The sequence below is a fragment of the Kitasatospora sp. NPDC036993 genome (genome assembly GCF_055607525.1).
This window is the reverse complement of the sequence record NZ_JBVJRP010000033.1, coordinates 23,659-42,832: the sequence shown is the minus strand read 5'-3', so window position 1 is coordinate 42,832 and position 19,174 is coordinate 23,659. Positions and strand designations below refer to the sequence as shown.

Annotated in this window: 15 protein-coding genes and 1 pseudogene; 12 read left to right on the top strand and 4 right to left on the bottom strand. The window is 74.4% G+C overall.

Features of this window, described 5'->3' with window-relative positions; all coding sequences use genetic code 11:
* Positions 1 to 363: 363 nt before the first annotated feature.
* A pseudogene (locus tag ACZ7C5_RS37270) lies at positions 364 to 1,185 on the top strand (tetratricopeptide repeat protein); the annotation flags it as partial.
* Positions 1,186 to 1,428: 243 nt separating this feature from the next.
* On the opposite strand, the gene ACZ7C5_RS37265 reads toward ACZ7C5_RS37270, so the two are convergent.
* Positions 1,429 to 2,799, bottom strand: coding sequence for a DUF1015 family protein (locus ACZ7C5_RS37265; RefSeq protein ID WP_401087243.1), 1,371 nt, complete (start codon positions 2,797 to 2,799; stop codon positions 1,429 to 1,431).
* Between the two features lie 92 nt (positions 2,800 to 2,891).
* Here ACZ7C5_RS37265 and ACZ7C5_RS37260 point away from each other — a divergent pair, with 92 nt between their 5' ends.
* Positions 2,892 to 3,560 (top strand): tetratricopeptide repeat protein, encoded by a 669-nt coding sequence (locus tag ACZ7C5_RS37260; protein WP_470324395.1) that lies wholly within the window; start codon positions 2,892 to 2,894, stop codon positions 3,558 to 3,560.
* Between the two features lie 153 nt (positions 3,561 to 3,713).
* Positions 3,714 to 4,751 (top strand): HAD-IIA family hydrolase, encoded by a 1,038-nt coding sequence (locus ACZ7C5_RS37255; RefSeq protein WP_470324394.1) that lies wholly within the window; start codon positions 3,714 to 3,716, stop codon positions 4,749 to 4,751.
* Between the two features lie 72 nt (positions 4,752 to 4,823).
* Here ACZ7C5_RS37255 and ACZ7C5_RS37250 read toward each other — a convergent pair whose 3' ends face one another.
* Positions 4,824 to 5,171, bottom strand: coding sequence for an SCP2 sterol-binding domain-containing protein (locus tag ACZ7C5_RS37250; RefSeq protein WP_401087235.1), 348 nt, complete (start codon positions 5,169 to 5,171; stop codon positions 4,824 to 4,826).
* A gap of 177 nt (positions 5,172 to 5,348) precedes the next feature.
* On the opposite strand from ACZ7C5_RS37250, the gene ACZ7C5_RS37245 reads away from it, so the two are divergent.
* From ACZ7C5_RS37245 to ACZ7C5_RS37230, 4 genes are all read left to right on the top strand, one after another.
* Positions 5,349 to 6,209 carry a hypothetical protein gene (locus ACZ7C5_RS37245; RefSeq protein ID WP_470324393.1) on the top strand — a complete coding sequence of 287 codons (861 nt, stop codon included), beginning with the start codon at positions 5,349 to 5,351 and terminating at the stop codon, positions 6,207 to 6,209.
* Positions 6,193 to 6,435, top strand: coding sequence for a hypothetical protein (locus tag ACZ7C5_RS37240; RefSeq protein WP_470324392.1), 243 nt, complete (start codon positions 6,193 to 6,195; stop codon positions 6,433 to 6,435). The genes ACZ7C5_RS37245 and ACZ7C5_RS37240 overlap by 17 nt, the downstream gene beginning before the upstream one ends.
* A 36-nt stretch (positions 6,436 to 6,471) precedes the next feature.
* Complete coding sequence (locus ACZ7C5_RS37235; protein ID WP_470324397.1) at positions 6,472 to 7,278, top strand: TlyA family RNA methyltransferase; 807 nt, start codon at positions 6,472 to 6,474, stop codon at positions 7,276 to 7,278.
* 93 nt (positions 7,279 to 7,371) lie between these two features.
* On the top strand, positions 7,372 to 8,277 hold the full coding sequence (locus tag ACZ7C5_RS37230) for an NAD kinase (protein ID WP_401087230.1): 906 nt from the start codon (positions 7,372 to 7,374) through the stop codon (positions 8,275 to 8,277).
* A 95-nt stretch (positions 8,278 to 8,372) separates the two neighbouring features.
* Here ACZ7C5_RS37230 and yczR read toward each other — a convergent pair whose 3' ends face one another.
* Positions 8,373 to 9,872, bottom strand: a complete 1,500-nt coding sequence (gene yczR, locus ACZ7C5_RS37225; RefSeq protein ID WP_401087228.1) for a MocR-like transcription factor YczR — start codon at positions 9,870 to 9,872, stop codon at positions 8,373 to 8,375.
* 130 nt (positions 9,873 to 10,002) lie between these two features.
* Between yczR and yczE the strand changes: the two genes are divergently transcribed.
* From yczE to ACZ7C5_RS37210, 3 genes are all read left to right on the top strand, one after another.
* Positions 10,003 to 10,746 carry a membrane protein YczE gene (gene yczE, locus ACZ7C5_RS37220; RefSeq protein WP_401087226.1) on the top strand — a complete coding sequence of 248 codons (744 nt, stop codon included), beginning with the start codon at positions 10,003 to 10,005 and terminating at the stop codon, positions 10,744 to 10,746.
* A gap of 88 nt (positions 10,747 to 10,834) precedes the next feature.
* Positions 10,835 to 12,568: a DNA repair protein RecN gene (gene recN / locus ACZ7C5_RS37215; protein WP_470324396.1), complete on the top strand. Its 1,734-nt coding sequence runs from the start codon at positions 10,835 to 10,837 to the stop codon at positions 12,566 to 12,568.
* A 167-nt stretch (positions 12,569 to 12,735) separates the two neighbouring features.
* Complete coding sequence (locus ACZ7C5_RS37210; protein ID WP_401087224.1) at positions 12,736 to 13,914, top strand: glycosyltransferase family 4 protein; 1,179 nt, start codon at positions 12,736 to 12,738, stop codon at positions 13,912 to 13,914.
* Between the two features lie 96 nt (positions 13,915 to 14,010).
* Here the strand turns inward: ACZ7C5_RS37210 and ACZ7C5_RS37205 are convergent, their stop codons facing one another.
* Positions 14,011 to 16,011: a glycoside hydrolase family 15 protein gene (locus ACZ7C5_RS37205; protein WP_401087223.1), complete on the bottom strand. Its 2,001-nt coding sequence runs from the start codon at positions 16,009 to 16,011 to the stop codon at positions 14,011 to 14,013.
* A gap of 759 nt (positions 16,012 to 16,770) precedes the next feature.
* Between ACZ7C5_RS37205 and ACZ7C5_RS37200 the strand changes: the two genes are divergently transcribed.
* Both ACZ7C5_RS37200 and ACZ7C5_RS37195 read left to right on the top strand, forming a co-directional pair.
* Complete coding sequence (locus ACZ7C5_RS37200) at positions 16,771 to 18,408, top strand: CTP synthase (RefSeq protein WP_401087221.1); 1,638 nt, start codon at positions 16,771 to 16,773, stop codon at positions 18,406 to 18,408.
* A 107-nt stretch (positions 18,409 to 18,515) separates the two neighbouring features.
* Positions 18,516 to 19,163 carry an NUDIX domain-containing protein gene (locus ACZ7C5_RS37195; protein ID WP_401087219.1) on the top strand — a complete coding sequence of 216 codons (648 nt, stop codon included), beginning with the start codon at positions 18,516 to 18,518 and terminating at the stop codon, positions 19,161 to 19,163.
* Positions 19,164 to 19,174 lie beyond the last annotated feature (11 nt).

The window sequence follows — 19,174 nt, the reverse complement described above, 5'->3', positions numbered from 1 at the left end:
CGTCCCTCCGGTGGTGGCTTCAATCGCGACCGTGGTGGCGACCGTCCCTCCGGCGGCGGTTTCAACCGCGACCGTGACGACCGCGGCGGCTTCCGCCGCGATGACCGCCCGAGCGGTTTCCGTCGTGACGATCGTGGCGACCGCCCCTCCGGCGGTGGCTTCCGTCGCGACGACCGCCCCTCCGGTGGCTACGGCCGTGACCGTGACGACCGCGGCGGCGACCGTGGCGGCTTCCGCCGCGACGACCGTCCCTCCGGTGGTGGCTTCAACCGCGACCGCGGCGACCGCCGGGATGACCGCCGCGACGACCGCGGCCAGCGGGACTACGACGACCGCCGGGGCAACTACGAGCCCGTCAAGCGCCTGCCGATCCCGGAGGACGTCACCGGCTTCGAGCTGGACGCGGACGTGCGCCAGGAGCTCAAGAGCCTGCCCAAGACCCTCGCGGACGATGTCGCCCGCAATCTGGTGATGGTGGCCCGCCTGCTCGACGGCGAGCCGGAGGAGGCCTACCAGTACTCGCGCGTCGCGCTCCGCTTGGCCTCCCGCGTCCCCGCCGTCCGTGAGGCGGCCGGTTTCGCCTCGTACATGACGCAGCGTTACTCCGAGGCGCTGACCGAGTTCCGCGCCGCCCGTCGGATGACCGGTCGGGCGGACTTGTGGCCGGTGATGGCCGACTGCGAGCGCGGTCTGGGCCGTCCGGAGCGGGCGCTGGCGATGGCCGGTGAGCCCGAGGTGAAGCAGCTGGACAAGGCCGGCCAGGTCGAGATGCGCCTGGTGGCGGCCGGTGCCCGCAGCGACATGGAGCAGTTCGAAGCCGCCGTGGTGACGCTGCAGAGCCCGGAGCTGGCCTCCAGCGCCGTGCACCCGTGGACCGCCCGTCTGCGGTACGCCTACGCCGAGGCCCTGATCGCGGCCGGCCGGGGCGACGAGGCCCGTGACTGGTTCGCCAAGGCGGCCGAGGCCGACACCGACGGCACCACCAACGCCTCGGAGCGGCTGGCCGAGATCGACGGCGTCGAGTTCACCGACGCGCTCGACCCGGAGCTGGCCGAGGACGAGACCGAGTCGGACGAGGCCCCGGCGAAGAAGCGTGGTGGCGACAACGCCGAGGACCGCGTGATCTTCGAGGACGACGAGGACGTCGAGGAGTACTACGACGAGGACGACCTCGAGATCGACGACGATTTCGACGGTGTGGTCCCCGAGCGTTCCCAGAAGGCCGTGGACAAGGCCCGGGACGCCGAGGCTGAGGGCACCGAGGCCGAGGACGCCGAGGAGACCAAGGCGGTCAAGGCGGTCGACGCCGACGCCGACAAGGGCTGAGCAGCCCGCTGGTAGAACCCCCTGCAACACCGTGAGGCCCTGCCGTTCCCCGGAAAATCGGGGAACGGCAGGGCCTCGCGGCGTCCGGGGCCTGGGGCGTTGTCAGCCCAGCGTGAGGTTGCGCAGCACCAGTCCGGTGGCCGGCTTCGGCCCGAACGAGGTGGACTTGCGCGGCATGGTGACGCCCTGCTCGGCCAGCCGCCGCACCACGGACTCCCGGACCGGGTGCAACAGGACGGCGGTGCCACCGGTGCGGGCGGCCTCCCGCTCGGCGGCCGCGGCGGTGTGCAGGTAGCCGATGTCGTCCGGGCCGTCGGGGACGTGCCAGGTGTGGTCGAGCAGGGTGGCATGCAGGACGGTGGCGTCCAGGTGGCGCCACTCCTCCGGCCGGTCGTGCGGCACGGTGGCGTCGAGCAGGGACTCCTCGGGTTCGCCGACCAGCCAGTAGACGCCGTCGCCGCCGGTCAGCACGTAGCCGTTGCCGCCGTGCCGCTTCTGTTCGGCGAGCGCCTGGAGTGCCGCGGCCAGTGGGCCGGGGACCTCCTTGACCTTCCACTGGTCGCCGAGCCGCTCCAGCGCCTCCCCGACCGGCAGCCGGTACAGCACCCGGTGGATGGCACGCACCCGCAGCGGGTAGCGGGCGGTGTCCACCAGGAGCACCAGGCCGCGGTCCCAGGGGCTGCGCGGCAGGTGGCGGTGTTCGCGCTGGAGGCGCAGGTACATCTCCCAGCGGTGGTGGCCGTCGGCGATCAGGGCCCGGCAGGTGGCGAGGTCGCGGCCGATCTCGGCGATCTCGGCCGGGTCGGTCACCGCCCACAGGCGGTGATGGGTGCCGTCGCTGGTCGCGGTGGAGAGCAGCGGTTCGGCCTCGACCGTCCGCTCGATCACGCCGGAGGCGCCGCCGTCGCCCCGGTAGGTGAGCAGCAGCGGTTCCAGGTTGGCCCGGGTGGTGCGCATCAGGCCGACCCGGTCGGCGACCGGCCGCGGCATCACGTCCTCGTGCGGGAGCACCACGCCGCCCTCGCGTCCGCTTACCGCGAGGGCGCCGATCAGGCCGCGCTGGAGCAGCTCGGGGGAGTCGTCGGTGGCCGGCACCCGCTGCTCGTAGACGTAGAGCGCGGGCTCCGGATCGGCGGCGAGGACGCCGTCGCGCTGCCAGGAGGCCAGCAGCCGGGCGGCGTGCCGGTAGCGGGTGTCGCGGTCGGGACGGTCGCCGGCGTCCTCGGGCTCGGGCCTGGGCAGGATCAGCCGGACCACGTTGTGCGGGTCCGCGGTCTCCAGGTCGAGCCGGCGGCCAGGGTCGACGACGTCGTACGGCGGGGACATCACCGCGGCCAGCGCGCCGACCCGGTCGGGGACGTAGCGCAGTCCGCGGAAAGGGGACAGGGACAGGCCGGCGGTGGCGACGTGCCCGGGATCGCCGGGGCCGCCCACGGGAGTCTCGACTCCGTCATCTGCACTGGGTGTGCTCATTCTGGGCATCGTAACCGGGTACGCGTTGTTGAGAGATCGGAACGCCCGTGCCGAGCGGTGGGACGGGTGTGTGACCGAGGGCGAGGTACGGCATGGACGACGGGCAGGAACGGGTGGGCGGCGTCCCGGTCGAGTCGGGCGGGCCGGTCGGTGCCACCGGCGGGGGCGCCCCGGCCGGCGACGTGCCGGGTGACGCACCCGGCGACGTACTGAGCGCCGCACCGGGCGGCGGCGCGGCGAACGGCGGGGTACCGCGGCAGAGCCGCGCCGGGGAGCCCGTCGGGGACGTGTACGACTGGTTCCGCCGGGGCGCGCGGCTGCTGGCGCAGGGGCATCCGGCGGCCGCCGAGCAGCTGCTGGCCCGGGCGGCGGCGGCCGAACCGCACTCGCGCAGCATCCGGGAGGCGCTGGCGCGCGCCCAGTTCGACGCGGGTTCGTACGCGGCGGCGCTGGAGAACTTCAGGGCCGTGGTGCTGGCCGACCCGGCGGACGACTACGCTCAGTTCGGGTGGGGGGTCGCGGCGGCCCGGCTGGGCGACTTCGAGACCTCCGCCGAGCACCTGGCGCTGGCCGTGGCGATGCGGCCGGAGGCCGACCACTACCGGAAGGCCCTGCGGCAGACCCGGGCGACCCTGGCGGCCCGTGCCGGGGCGTACGGCCCGCTGCTGCCGGGCGCACCCGGGTACCTGGCGCCCCCGGCGGGAGCCGGGGAGCAGGCTCGGGAAGCGGCGGACGGCGCGGGGGGCGACGGCGGCGCCTGACCGGACGGCGTGACGACCGGTCGGTCGCCGAGAAGGACGACGCGACGGCACCGGCGCAGTGAACGACGACGCAGCGAACGACGACGCAGCGAACGACGACGCAGCGAACGACGACGTAGTGAATGACGACGTAGTGAATGAGGTAGCGCGACCATGACCGAGACGGCCACCACCGGGCGACGGACCACCCCCGAGAGCAGCGAGCGGCCGCTGACCGAGGCGTACGACACCGCGCTGCTGGACCTGGACGGTGTGGTCTACGCGGGCGCGCACGCGATCGAACACGCGGTGGAAGCGCTGGACGCCGCCCGGACGGCCGGGATGCGGCTCGCCTACGTGACCAACAACGCCTCCCGTCCGCCGCGGGTGGTGGCCGAGCACCTCACCGAGCTGGGCGTCCCGGCCGAGCCGGCCGACGTGATCAACTCGGCCCAGGCCGCCGCCCGGCTGGTCGCGGAGAAGGTGCCGGCCGGATCGAAGGTGCTGGTCGTGGGCGGTCTCGGACTGGAGGAGGCGCTGGCCGAGCGGGGGCTGGTCGCGGTCCGTTCACTGGCCGACGGTCCGCTCGCCGTGGTCCAGGGCTTCGACCCCTCGGTGGGGTGGACGGACCTGGCGGAGGCCTCGTACGCGGTGCAGAGCGGCCTGCCGTGGGTGGCGTCCAACCTGGACCTGACGGTGCCGAGGGCACGCGGCATCGCGCCCGGCAACGGCACCCTGGTGGCGGCGGTGCGGGCGGCGACCGGGGTGGAGCCGGAGGTGGCGGGCAAGCCGCTGCCGCCGATGCACCGGGAGACCGTCCTGCGCACCGGCGCGGAGCGGCCGCTGGTGGTCGGGGACCGGCTGGACACCGACATCGAGGGCGCGTTCAACGGCGGGGTGGACAGCCTGCTGGTGTTCACCGGGGTGACCACCCCCGAGCTGCTGCTGGCGGCCCCGGTCGAGCACCGGCCGACCTACCTGGCGGCGGACCTGCGCGGACTGCTCGTCCCGCACCCGGCGGTTTCGGCCACCGGTGACGGCTTCGCGTGCGGCGGCTGGGTCGCGGGCGTCGAGGCCGGCGTGCTGCGGCTGTCCGGGTCGGGGGACCGCTGGGACGGCCTGCGGGCGCTGTGCGCGGCGGCGTGGACCGTGCTGGACGCGGGCGGCGCGCCGGTGGACGGCCGGAAGGCGCTCGCCGACCTGGGGTTCTGAGGACGGGCGGCGCACGGCCGGCGGCCCACCGTCGGCGGCCGGGCTCGGAGCATCAGGCCCGGAGCACCGGGATCAGAGCAGGGTGCGCAGCCGCAGCAGGTCGCGGAAGCCCGCCTCCAGCCTGACCCGGCCGCTCGCCCACGCGGAGGCGAAGTTGAGCCGGCCGCCGACCAGGGCGAGCAGGTCGTCGCTGCTCATGGTGAGCCGGATCTCCGCCTTCTCGGCCGGGGCGCCGGGGGCGGTCACCACGCCCTGGATCCGGCCGTCGCGCAGTTGCCCGGTGAAGGTCAGGTCGAGGTCGGTGATCCGGCAGCTGACCGAGCGGTCGAGGGTCGTGGCCTTGCGGACGTCGCCGGTGGACTTCGCCATGTTCCGGCTGAGCTGCTCCAGTGCCTCCCGGCACTCCTCGGTGTTCGCCACGGGGCGGCTCCCTCCCCCGGTCGCTGCGGTGCTGACTGCGGGCCACGGTACCTCAGGAGGGTTTTGGCGGTAGCGTCGTCGGTGGGGTGCTCGGCACGGCCAGGGCACCGAGGGCGACGGAGCGACGCGCGTAGGCGATTGGGAGGCACCCGGATGCTGCCGAGGACGGTTCGGGGAGTGGTGGAGACCGCGGCCGGGGTGGCCGAGGAGGTCGGCAGGCTCGTCGTCGGGACGGCGGCCTCGATCCTGGAGAAGGCCGGGGTCGACGTCGCCGAGGTCGAGCGCCGGCTGGGCGGTCGGTTCCCGCCGTCGGCGGAGACCTTGCAGACCCTGGCCGGGGAAGCGGTCACCGCCGGGCGGGCCGGGGTGGACCTGGCGGTCGGCGTGGCACGCGACGAGGCGGAGAAGGTCTTCGAGAGGGTCGGCGACCAGGTGACCAAGGTCGGTGTGGTGCTGGCGTACCTGGAGACCAAGCTGCGCGAGGTCGAGGAGGAGCCTGCGGCGGCGAAGGCCGGGCCGGGGGAGTCCGAGGACGAGGAGCCGGTCCCGGCGCCGCGGGCCGGGGACCTGTTCGGGCGTGGCTGGGAGTTCGAGGACGAGCGGTCGGCGGTACGGCCCTCGGGTGAGCCGATAGTCGCGGAGCGGGTGGAGGTGGACGAGCCGGTCGAGGTCGATCCGCCCGTTCCGCCGGTGTCCGTGGTCTCTCCGGCACCGCCGGAGGAGCCCGCCGTCGAGAGCGGGACGGTGCCGGCCGGGAAGCCGGCGGCGAAGAAGAGCGCCGCCAAGAAGGCGGCGGCGAAGAAGACCGCGGCGAAGAAGGCGGCGGCGGGGAAGACCGCGGCCGGGAAGGCCACCGCGAAGAAGACGACCGCCGTCAGGAAGACGACCGTCAAGAAGACCGCCACCGCCCGGCCGGCCGAGGGCCAGCCCAAGGCCGACGGGCGGAGCGGGACTCCCGCGAAGCGTGCGGCGGCGACCAGGAAGACCACCGTCCGCAAGGCCACCAGTACGAAGAAGCCCGATGCCCGAGACGAGTGAACCGACCGAGTCCCGCCCACCGGCCGAGCCCTGTCCACCGGCCGAACGCCCTTCGCCGGCCGGGCCGCCAGGCGTCGAACCGGTGCTCACCGGACACCTCGGGGTGGACGCCGGGCTGGCCCTGCTGGAGGCCCTGGACGGGGTCCCGGCCGAGGCCCACGTCGCCGTGTACGAAGATGTTCACCAGCGGCTCGTCGACACGCTGGCCGCGCTCGACCGGGAATGACCCGCAGGATCCGTAGGAGCTGAAACACCAGTGGCAGTGGCACGACGCCGACTCGACGCGGAGCTGGTCCGCCGCAAGCTGGCCCGGTCGCGTGAGCACGCGTCCGAGCTGATCGCAGCCGGTCGGGTGACCGTCGGCGGCGCCACCGCGACCAAGCCGGCCACCCAGGTGGAGACCTCGGCGGCGGTCGTGGTGGCCAGGGACGAGAACGACCCCGACTACGTCTCGCGCGGCGGCCACAAGCTCGCCGGCGCGTTCGCGGCGTTCGTGCCGCAGGGCCTGGTGGTCGAGGGCCGCCGGGCGCTGGACGCGGGTGCCTCCACCGGCGGGTTCACCGACGTGCTGTTGCGGTCCGGGGCCGCGCACGTGCTGGCGGTGGACGTCGGCTACGGGCAGCTCGCCTGGTCGTTGCAGAGCGACGAGCGGGTCACCGTGATGGACCGCACCAACGTGCGCGAGCTGACCCCGGACCTGATCGGCGACACCCCGGTCGACCTGGTGGTGGGCGACCTGTCGTTCATCTCACTGGGCCTGGTGCTCCCGGCCCTCGCCTCCTGCGCGGCCGAGGACGCGGACCTGGTGCTGATGGTCAAGCCGCAGTTCGAGATCGGCAAGGAGCGCCTGGGCAGCGGCGGGGTGGTGCGCAGCCCGGAACTGCGCGCCGAGATGGTGCGCCAGGTCGCCGGGCAGGCGTGGGAGCTCGGGTTGGGCGTGCGCGCGGTCACCGCGAGCCCCCTGCCGGGGCCGTCCGGCAACGTCGAGTACTTCCTCTGGTTGCGCCGGGACGCCGAGCGGCTGGACCCCGCGGAGGCGGACCGGGCCGTGGCGGAGGGGCCCCGGTAGGGTGCCTTGCGAGCGTCCGGCCCGTCGTGTTGTATGGCGCGGCCGCACCGGGGCCGAGGGCGACCCGGCAGGCGTTAGGGAGAGGGCAGCGGCATGAGCGATGAAGCACGTACGGTCTTCCTGATCGCGCACACCGGCCGGGAGGCGGCGCTGCGCAGCGTCGAGGGGCTGGTGCACGGGCTGCTGAAGGCGGGGCTCCGGATCAGACTGCTGGAGACCGAGGCGGTGGACCTGGACCTGCCGGAAGGCGTCGAGAAGGTGGCCGAGGGCCCCGGGGCGGCGGACGGCTGCGAGCTGATCCTGGTGGCCGGCGGGGACGGGACGCTGCTGCGCGGTGCGGAGCTGGCGCGCTCGCACGGGCTGCCGATGCTCGGGATCAACCTGGGCCGGGTGGGCTTCCTCGCCGAGGCCGAGCGGGACGACCTGGCCGTCGTGGTCGACCGGGTGGTGGACGCCGACTACGAGGTCGAGGAGCGGATGACGATCGACGTCATCGTCCGCACCAACGGCGATGTGGTGCACGAGGACTGGGCGTTGAACGAGGCCTCGATCGAGAAGGCGTCCCGGGAGCGGATGCTGGAGGTGGTGACCGAGGTGGACGGCCGTCCGGTCTCCAACTTCGGCTGTGACGGCGTGGTGTGCGCGACGCCGACCGGTTCCACCGCGTACGCGTTCTCCGGTGGCGGGCCGGTGGTGTGGCCGGAGGTGGAGGCGCTGCTGATGGTGCCGATCTCCGCGCACGCGCTGTTCGCCCGTCCGCTGGTGACCTCGCCGGAGTCGGTGCTGGCGGTCGAGGTGCAGCCCAAGACCCCGCACGGCGTGCTCTGGTGCGACGGGCGGCGTTCGGTCGAACTGCCCGCCGGGGCCCGGGTGGAGGTCCGCCGGGGCCGGACGCCGGTGCGGCTGGCCAGGTTGCACCGGGCGCCCTTCACCGATCGGCTGGTGGCCAAGTTCGCGCTGCCGGTGACGGGTTGGCGCGGCCGGGCCGACCACCACTAGGCGGCCGGCTGTCCGGCGGTCGCGCGCGGGTGCGAAAGCCCGTACGGGGCAAGGGCCTTCCGCGGCACAGGTGCGCACCTCTCGTTGACGCTCCGTCAGACTGCCAGCGGCTGGGCCTCCTCGGCCGGTTCGAGCCGTCCGCCGGCCGCCGCCTGGGCGGCCACGGCGGCGAGGCGTTCGACGGCGGCGGGGACGGCCGCGGCGGGCACGGTGAGCGGGATGCGGATGTGGTGCTCGAAGGCGCCGTCCGAGCCGAAGCGGTTGCCCGAGGCGATCCTGACCCCGCCGCGCTCCCCGGCCCGGGCCAGTGCCGCGCCGGACAGGCCGTCGGTGGAGACCCACAGCGCGAGCCCGCCGGGCGGCATCGTGAAGCTCCAGCCGGGCAGCCGTTCGGGCAGGGCGGCGGCGAAGGCCTGCGCGCCGGCCCGCAGCCTGGCCAGTTGGTGCTCCCGTACGGCGGGCAGCGGGTCGCCCAGCAGTTCGGCGGCGATCAGTTGCTCCAGCACCGGGGTGCCGACGTCGCTGTGGACCCGCTCGTTGGCCAGCCGGCGCACCAGCGCGGGCGCGGCCCTGACCCAGCCGATCCGCAGGCCGCCCCAGAGCAGCTTGCCGGCCGAGCCGACGGTGACCACCTGGGCGGAGCGGTCCAGGGCCGCCATCGGGCGCGGCAGCGGTGTGGACGCCGGTACGCCCCAGCCGAGTTCGGCGGTGGTCTCGTCGGTCAGCACGATGCTCCCGGCGGCCCGGGCGGCGGCCAGCAGCTCGCGGCGCTGTTCCTCGTCGACCAGCGCGCCGGTCGGGTTGTGGAAGTCCGGGATCACGTAGGCGACCCGGGGCCCGGCGCCGCGCAGCACCCGCCGCCACTCGTCGAGGTCCCAGGCGGGCCGCGGTGTCCAGGCGTACGGCACCGGCACCAGGCGCGCGCCGTTCAGCCGGAGTGCCGACAGGGTGTGGGCGTAGCTGGGCGCCTCCACGGCGACCCGGTCGCCGCGGCCGATCAGCGCTCGCTGGACGAGGTGCAGGCCGCCCATCGCGCCGGTGGTGATCAGGATCTGGTCGGGTGTGGTGGGCAGTCCGCGGTCGGTGAAGCGGCGGGCGACGGCCTCGCGCAGCACCGGGACGCCGGTGGGGTAGTGGCCGTGCCCGGCGGCGTAGTACGGCAGCTGCTCGACGGCCCGGGCGGCGGCCTGGCCGACCCAGGGCTGGGGGGCGGGCGGGGCGGCGACGCCGAGGTCCAGGGTGCGGCCCTGTTCGTCCGGCGGGACGGGGTGCAGGGCCTCGCCGGGCGGCGGGGCGCCCTCGGGCAGGGCGGTCCAGCTGCCCGCTCCGCGCCGGCTGTGCAGGTAGCCGTCGCCGCGCAGCGTCTCGTACGCGGTGGCGACGGTGGTGCGGCTCATCGCGAGGGCGGTGGCCAGTTCGCGTTCGGCGGGCAGCCGGGCGCCGACCGGCAGCCGGCCCTCGGTGACCAGCAGCCGGATCTGTCCGGCCAGGGTGCGGTAGGCGGGGCGGCGGGTGGCGGCCGGCTCGGGGAGCCGGGCGGTGGCGAGCAGCCGGGCCAGTGCGGGCGGGGTGACGGTGGTGTGCCAGTCGGCCAAGGCAATCAGTCCACTTGCTCGGAATTGGCCCTGGAGCGGGCCGTTTTGGCCTGGCCATCATGGCAGGGTGGCCATACCGGCCGCCACCGCTGGGCCTGCCCCGCGGTGCAGCACCACCGCAGGAGCACCATTGGCCACCACGGCCCCGTCCACCACGCCCTCGTCCACCCCCTCCATGCCGTCCGGTACGACCCCGGCACCGGCCGCCGCCGGGCCCGTCCCGGCCGCCGGGCGCGCCGGCCTCGCCGTCCGCGTCCTCGGCGACACCCACGCCCTGGGCCGTCGGATCCCGCAACTGTTCGTCGGCCTCGCCCTGTACGGCGCGAGCGCGGCGCTGATGCTCCGCTCCGGCCTCGGCCTCGATCCCTGGGACGTCCTGCACCAGGGCCTGCAACGCACCGTCGGACTCTCGGTCGGCGCCTGGTCGATCATCTGCGGTGCCCTCGTACTGCTGTTGTGGATACCGATGCGCCAGCGTCCGGGCCTGGGCACCGTCGCCAACGTGGTGGTGATCGGCGTGGCCATGGACCTCACCCTGCGGGTGACCGACGGCCCCGGCACCCTGCCGGCCCGGATCGCGCTGTCGGTCGCGGCGATCGTGCTCAACGGGCTGGCCGGCGGCCTCTACATCGGTGCCCGGCTCGGCCCCGGCCCGCGCGACGGCCTGATGACCGGCCTGCACCGGCGCACCGGCCGTTCGCTGCGGCTGATCAGAACCGGCATCGAGGTGACGGTACTCGCCACCGGTCTGCTGCTCGGCGGCACCGCAGGGGTCGGCACCGTCGTGTACGCGCTGGCCATCGGCCCGCTGGTGCAGTTCTTCCTGCCCCGCTGCACGGCGCCGGCACCGGCGCAGGACTCCCGGAAGGGATGAACTTCGGGGCACGGAGTTGCCGCGCGCCGTTGCCGCTCGTCGCGCGCCGGGGGCGGAACCTCGTAAGGTCGTCTCCGTGTTGGACGAGATGCGGATACGGGATCTTGGGGTCATCGACGACGCGGTGGTCGAACTCGCCCCCGGCTTCACCGCCGTGACCGGTGAGACCGGCGCCGGAAAGACCATGGTCGTGACCAGCCTGGGCCTGCTGCTCGGCGGCCGCGCCGACCCGGGCCTGGTGCGCAACGGCACCGGACGCGCCGTCGTGGAGGGCCGGCTGCAACTGCCCGCCGACTCCCCGGCGGCGGCCCGCGCGATCGAGGCCGGGGCCGAACTGGACGACGGAGCGCTGCTGATCAGCCGGACGGTCTCGGCCGAGGGCCGCTCCCGGGCGCACGTCGGCGGCCGGTCGGTGCCGGTCGGGCTGCTCGCCGAACTCGGCGAGGACCTGATCGCCGTGCACGGCCAGACCGACCAGCAGCGCCTGCTGCGCCCGGCCCGCCAGCGCGGCGCGCTGGACCGGTTCGCGGGCGCCTCGGTGGCCGAGCCGCTGGCCCGCTACCGGGAGACCTACCGCATCCTGCGCGAGGTCTCCGCGACCCTGGAGGAGCTGACCACCCGGGCCCGTGAGCGCGCCCAGGAGGCCGACCTGCTGCGCTTCGGCCTGGACGAGATCGCCGCCGCCGAGCCGGTGGCCGACGAGGACGTGGACCTGGCCGCCGAGGCCGAGCGCCTCGGCCACGCCGACGCGCTGTCCTCCGCCGCGACCCTCGCCCACGCCGCCCTGGCCGGCGACCCGGCCGACCCCGAGGCGCTGGACGCGGGCACCCTGCTCGCCCAGTCCCGCCGCGCCCTGGACGCGGTGCGCCAGCACGACGAGCGGCTGGCCGCCCTGGCCGACCGCCTCAACGAGGTCGGCTACCTGCTCGCCGACGTGGCCGGCGACCTGGCCGGCTACGCGGACGACCTGGACGCCGACCCGGTGCGCCTGGCCGCCGTCGAGGACCGCAGGGCCGTGCTGGCCCAGCTGCTGCGCAAGTACGGCGGCGAGGACAACTCGCTCGCCGAGGTGATCGCCTGGGCCGAGGCCGGGTCGGCGCGCCTGACCGAGCTGGACGGCGACGACGACCGGATCGACGAGCTCGGCGCCAGGGAGACCGAGCTGCGGGCCGAGCTGGCCGAGCTGGCCGCCGAGGTGTCGCGGGTCCGGCACGCCGCGGCCGGGCGGTTCGCCGAGGCGGTCTCCGCCGAACTCGCCGAACTGGCCATGCCGCACGCCCGGGTCACCTTCTCGCTGGCCCAGGTCGACGACCTGTCCGGGATCGAGGTCGGCGGGCGCACCGTCGCGTACGGTCCGCACGGCGTGGACGAGGTCGAGGTGCTGCTCGCCCCGCACCCGGGCGCCCAGCCCCGGCCGATCGCCAAGGGCGCCTCCGGCGGTGAGCTGTCCCGGGTGATGCTCGCCGTCGAGGTGGTCTTCGCGGGTGCCGATCCCGTCCCCACCTACCTGTTCGACGAGGTGGACGCGGGCGTCGGCGGCAAGGCCGCGGTGGAGATCGGCCGCCGGCTGGCGAAGCTGGCCGAGTCCGCCCAGGTCGTGGTGGTCACCCATCTCCCGCAGGTCGCCGCGTTCGCCGACCGGCACCTGGTGGTGGAGAAGACCAACGACGGCACCGTCACCCGCAGTGGTGTCAAGGTGCTGAACGACGAGGAGCGGGTGCGCGAACTCTCCCGGATGCTGGCCGGCCTGGAGGACTCCGAGCTGGGCCGTGCCCACGCCGAGGAACTGCTGGCCGCGGCCCGGGCCCCGCGCCACCGCTAGCCGGCGCCGGTGGCCCCCTCGGACCTCGGCGACGCGCCCCCGGTGGCGCCGACTGTCCAAGAGGGCCGCCGACCTGGCATGGTGGCGGCTGGACACTGGCTTCCCAGCCCCGAGCGCCGCCCGGCGGGCAATCCTCGCGAAGCGGCGCGCGAAACTGATCGAGTCGGATGCGAGACGACGTGGACCATTCCGCCGCCCGTGCCACCGCGGCCGCCCCGGAACCGGGGCAGCTGCACGCGGTACTCGTCCTGGCCGCCAGTACCGGCGGCATCGGTGCGCACGTGCGCTCCCTGGCCCAGGGCCTGGTCGCGCACGGGGTGATCGTCACGGTCTGCGCGCCGGCCGCCGCGGACGCGCTGTTCGGCTTCTCCCGTACGGGCGCCGGGTTCCACACCGTCGACATCACCCCCACCGCGGGAGCCCGCAGCGACGCCACCGCGATCGGCGAGCTGCGCCGGGCCTTCACCGGCGCCGACGTGGTGCACGCCCACGGTCTGCGCGCCGGGCTGCTGTCCGACCTCGCGCTGCGCACCGCGGGCCGTTTCCCCGGACTGCGCCCGGAGACCCCGTTGGTGGTCACCTCGCACCACGCACTGCTGGCCACCGGTATGGAGCGCCGGCTGCAACGGCTGATGGAACGCCGGGTGGCGCGGGCGGCCGACCTGGTCCTCGGGGCCTCCTCCGACCTGGTCGCCCGGGCCCGTGAGCTGGGCGCCACCGACGCCCGGCTGGGCCCGGTGGCCGCCCCGCCGATGCCCGAGGGCCGGCTCGGCCGGGCCGAGGCGCGCGCCTCGCTGCTCGGCGACGGCCCCGACCGCCCGCTGGTGCTGGCGGTCGGCCGGCTCGTCCCGCAGAAGGCCTTCGGGCTGCTGCTGGACGCCACCGGGGAGCTGTCCGAACTCGACCCCGAACCGCTGGTGCTGCTCGCCGGGGACGGCCCGGAGGCGGGCGCGCTGCGTGAGCGGGCGGCCGCCGAGAAGCTGCCGGTGCGGCTGCTCGGCTACCGCACCGACGTGCCCGACCTGCTGGCCGCCGCCGACCTCGTGGTGCTCTCCAGCCGCTGGGAGGCCCGCTCGCTGGTGGTGCAGGAGGCGATGCGGGCCGGTGTGCCGGTGGTCGCCACCGCCGTCGGCGGCATCCCCGAACTGGTCGGCGACGCCGCCGTGCTGGTGCCCCCGGGGGACCCGGTCGCGATCGGCCGCGCGGTGCGCGCCCTGCTGGCGGAACCGGCCCGCCGTGAGCAGCTGGCGGCGGCCGGCCGGCAGCAGGCCGAGACCTGGCCGGACGAGGCCGCCACCGTCGCCCAGGTGCTCAGCACCTACGACGAGCTGGTGCAGCGCGGCTGACGCGGGCCTTCGCCGGTCTCCGCGGATCTCTCAAGGTCTCTCCGGGCCGCCGCGGATCCCCGTCGGATCCGCGGCGACCCGCGGGACCGGCCCCGGTCAGACGGTGGCCTGCTCGACCCGGTCGGCGGCCAGGCCGTCCGGCTGGGCGGACAGGTACGCGGCGCCGCAGGCGGTGAGCCGCAGCGCGGTGTCGATCAGCGGGACGTGACTGAACGCCTGGGGGAAGTTGCCGACCTGGCGCTTGAGCCGCGGGTCCCACTCCTCGGCGAGCAGGCCGAGGTCGTTGCGCAGCGCGAGCAGCCGGTCGAACAGCTCGCGGGCCTCCTGCACCCGGCCGATCATGGCGAGGTCGTCGGCCAGCCAGAACGAGCAGGCCAGGAAGGCACCCTCGTGGCCGGAGAGGCCGTCGACGTTGTTGCCGGACTCGTCGTGGGTCGGGTAGCGCAGCACGAACCCGTCCTCGGTGGACAGTTCGCGCTGGATCGCCTCGATGGTGCCGATGACGCGCTTGTCGTCCGGCGGCAGGAAGCCGACCTGGGGGATCAGCAGCAGCGAGGCGTCCAGTTCCCTGCCGCCGTAGTACTGGGTGAAGGTGTTGCGCTCCGGGTCGTAGCCCCGCTCGCAGACGTCCCGGTGGATGGTGTCGCGCAGCTCGCGCCAGCGCTCCAGGTGGCCGCCGGTGGGCTCGTCCTCGGGGGTCTGCTCCAGCAGCTTGATGGTGCGGTCGACGGCGACCCAGGCCATCACCTTGGAGTGGACGAAGTGCCGGCGCGGGCCGCGCACCTCCCAGATGCCCTCGTCCGGCTCCTGCCAGTGGTCCTCCAGGTACTCGATCAGGCGCAGCTGGAGGTGGTGGGCGTGGTCGTTGCGGACCAGGCCGGTCATGTGGGCCAGGTGCAGGGCCTCGACGACCTCGCCGTAGACGTCGAGCTGGAGCTGCCCGGCGGCGCCGTTGCCGACCCGGACCGGCTGCGAGCCCTCGTAGCCGGGCAGCCAGTCCAGCGAGGACTCGGTGAGCTCGCGCTCGCCCGCGATGCCGTACATGATCTGGAGGTTCTCCGGGTCGCCGGCGACGGCCCGCAGCAGCCACTCGCGCCAGGCGCGGGCCTCGTCGCGGTAGCCGGTGCGCAGTAGCGAGGAGAGGGTGATCGCGGCGTCGCGCAGCCAGGTGTAGCGGTAGTCCCAGTTGCGCTCGCCGCCGATGTCCTCGGGCAGGGAGGTGGTGGGGGCGGCGACGATCCCGCCGGTGGGGGCGTAGGTGAGGCCCTTGAGGGTGATCAGGGAGCGGACCACGGCCTCGCGGTAGGGGCCCTGGTAGGTGCACTGGTCGGCCCACTCGTGCCAGAAGTCGGCGGTGGCGTCGAGCATCTCCTCGGCGTCCGGGGCCCTGGGCGGGTCGAGGTGGGAGGCCTGCCAGGTGAGGGCGAAGGCGATCCGCTCGCCGGCGCCGACGGTGAAGTCGGCGTAGGTGGTGAGGTCGCGCCCGTAGGTCTCGGCCTCGCCGTCCAGCCAGACCGAGTCGGGCCCGGCGACGGCGACGGTGCGGTGGCCGCCGTCGGGCTGCTCGACGCGGTGCACCCAGGGCACCACCCGGCCGTAGGAGAAGCGCATCCGGACCGCGGAGCGCATCCGTACGGTGCCGGAGACGCCCTCGACGATCCGGATCACCTGGGGGACGGCGTCCTTGCCGGCCAGCGGGCGCGGCGGCATGAAGTCGATCACCCGGACGGTGCCGCCCTGGGCGTCCCACTCCTGCTCCAGGATCAGCGAGTCGCCCCGGTAGCGGCGGCGGTCGGCGGGCACCGCGGGGGCGGCGGCGCTGGGCGGGGGCACCCGCTGGCCGGTGGTGTCGGCGATGCGGGCCCGGTCGGCCGTGGTGGGGGGCGTGGCGGCGGCCGATGCGGGGATTCCGGCCGGGACGGCCTCGGCCGGTCCGATCCGCCAGAAGCCGTGTTCATCGGTGCCGAGCAGGCCGGCGAACACGGCCGGCGAGTCGAAGCGGGGCAGACAGAGCCAGTCCACCGCCCCGTCCCTGCTGACCAGGGCGGCGGTCTGCATGTCTCCGATGAGTGCGTAGTCCTCGATACGGCCGGCCACGTGGATCTCCAGTTCGCAATGTGGTCAGGGCATCGGCGAGCGGAGGGAGCGAGCGGTCTGCGGGGCCGGAGGCCCACCCCGGGACGTCCGGCCTGCCGGGGGTGGTGGCAGGCCCTGCTGGAGTGTCCGCGGGGCTCGGTCGAGCCCCTGGAGTGGGTGGGGATGGGCTGGAATACGGGGAGGTCCGGTCGCGCATCGGGGACCGGGAGTGTCCTGACCCTCCCACGCCCTCCGCGTGCTCGTGCTGTCGGCGATGCGTCCGAGCAGCTTACGACGGACGAAAGGGGCGAAGCACGCGGGCGCAGCCCGGTGTGGCGCCGCAATTCGGCGGAAATGCCGTGCATCGCGAGGGCGCGGCGCAGGATGGTCCGGAAGGATCACCTCCGGCTGGTCCGGCCGGAGGATCCGGCATGGTCCGGCCGGACGGCCCGCTCTGGCCCGGTCCGGCCGGTGGTGCGACCGGTGTGACGAATGCGGCGCATGATGCGCCGGTTGTGCGCCCCGGCGTGCGCTCCCGGCGCGGCGCGCGCGGCCGGACCGGCGTCCGGGCCGGGTCACTGTTACCCTGGTATCCCGTGGACCGGCGGGATAAAACGCCCCGGACCAGCCGAACCGACGACCCTACGAGCGCCGCGCACCGAGCCGGCCTCCGTCGCCCGGCGAACCCCGAGCTCCCGCCCACGTCACCTTCGACACGCGACCCACGGGAGCCCCCTCTTGGCACAGCCCCATTCCGGCAAGGCAGCGAACAGCCGAGCCGTGACGACCAAGCACCTCTTCGTCACCGGGGGTGTCGCCTCCTCGCTCGGCAAGGGGCTCACCGCCTCCAGCCTGGGCGCGCTGCTCAAGGCCCGCGGCCTGCGCGTGACGATGCAGAAGCTCGACCCGTACCTCAACGTGGACCCGGGCACCATGAACCCGTTCCAGCACGGTGAGGTGTTCGTCACCGACGACGGCGCCGAGACCGACCTGGACATCGGCCACTACGAGCGGTTCCTGGACACCAACCTGCACGGCTCGGCGAACGTCACCACCGGCCAGGTGTACTCGACCGTCATCGCCAAGGAGCGCCGCGGCGAGTACCTGGGCGACACCGTCCAGGTCATCCCGCACATCACCAACGAGATCAAGTCCCGGATCCGCCGGATGGCGACCGAGGACGTCGACGTGGTGATCACCGAGGTCGGCGGGACCGTCGGCGACATCGAGTCGCTGCCGTTCCTGGAGGCCGTCCGCCAGGTCCGCCACGAGGTCGGCCGGGACAACGTGTTCTTCGTGCACGTCTCCCTGCTGCCCTACATCGGCCCCTCGGGCGAGCTGAAGACCAAGCCCACCCAGCACTCCGTCGCCGCCCTGCGCAACATCGGCATCCAGCCCGACGCGATCGTGCTGCGCGCCGACCGCGAGGTCCCGCAGGCGATCAAGCGCAAGATCTCCCTGATGTGCGACGTGGACGAGGAGGCCGTGGTCGCGGCCATCGACGCCAAGTCGATCTACGACATCCCCAAGGTGCTGCACGGCGAGGGCCTGGACGCCTACGTGGTGCGCCGCCTGGACCTGCCGTTCCGCGACGTCGACTGGACGACCTGGGACGACCTGCTGCGCCGCGTCCACGAGCCGCAGCACATCGTCAAGGTCGCCCTGGTCGGCAAGTACATCGACCTCCCGGACGCCTACCTGTCGGTGACCGAGGCGCTGCGCGCCGGCGGCTTCGCCAACAACGCCCGGGTCGAGATCAAGTGGGTCACCTCGGACGACTGCGAGACCCCCGAGGGCGCCCGGGAGCAGCTCGGCGACGTCGACGCGATCTGCATCCCCGGCGGCTTCGGCGACCGCGGCGTCAACGGCAAGGTGGGCGCCATCACCTACGCCCGCGAGAACAAGGTCCCGCTGCTGGGCCTGTGCCTGGGCCTCCAGTGCGTCGTCATCGAGGCGGCCCGCAACCTGGCCGGCCTGCCGGAGGCCAACTCCACCGAGTTCGACTCCGCCGCCAAGCACCCGGTCGTCTCCACCATGGCCGAGCAGCTGGCCATCGTCGACGGCAAGGGCGACCTGGGCGGCACCATGCGCCTGGGCCTGTACCCGGCCAAGCTCGCCGAGGGCTCGATCGTCCGTGAGGTCTACGGCGGCGAGCAGTACGTCGAGGAGCGCCACCGCCACCGCTACGAGGTCAACAACGCCTACCGCGCGGACCTGGAGAAGACCGGTCTGGAGTTCTCCGGCCTCTCGCCCAAGGGCGACCTGGTCGAGTACGTCGAGTACCCGCGCGAGGTGCACCCCTACCTGGTGGCCACCCAGGCCCACCCGGAGCTGAAGTCCCGCCCGACCCGCCCGCACCCGCTGTTCGCGGGCCTGGTCAAGGCGGCCATCGAGATCAAGACCGCGGCCTCGGAGTAGTCCCGGTCGTCGTAGTCAGCGGTCGTTCACCGGACGGCGGTCCCGCGATTCCCGCGGGGCCGCCGTCCGGCGTTAGATTGTGTCGTACTGACGAAAAGGGGAGAGCGATGGACGAGCAGAGCGGCCGGGGGATCTTCGACGTGGCCGAGGAGTGGGAGGTCAGGGAGAGCGGTACGCCGTTCCAGGGCAAGGTCACCGGGGTGCGCAGCGAGGAGGTCCGGATGCCCGACGGCAGCTGGGCCCGCCGCGACTACCAGACCCACCCGGGATCGGTCTCGGTGCTCGCCCTGGACGACGAGCAACGGGTGCTGGTCCTGCGCCAGTACCGCCACCCGGTGCGCCAGCGGCTGTGGGAGCTGCCGGCAGGCCTGCTCGACGTGCCCGGCGAGAACCCGTGGCGCGCCGCGCAGCGCGAGCTGTACGAAGAGGCCCACTGCAAGGCCGGTACCTGGCGGATCCTCGCCGACTACTACACCTCCCCGGGCGGCACCGACGAGGCGCTGCGGATGTTCCTGGCCACCGACCTGGCGCCGGCCGAGGGCGACCGCTACGCGGCCGAGGGCGAGGAGCAGGAGATCGAGGTGGCCTGGGTACCGGTGCCGGAGCTGATCGGGCTGATCCAGGCGGGGAAGCTGCACAACCCGACCCTGGTCACCGGCACGCTCGCCGTGCACGCCGCACTCACCGGCCCGGACGGGCTGGACGCGCTGCGCCCGGCGGACGCGCCCTGGCCCGCCCGGCCCTTCGAGGGCTGAGCCGGGCCCGC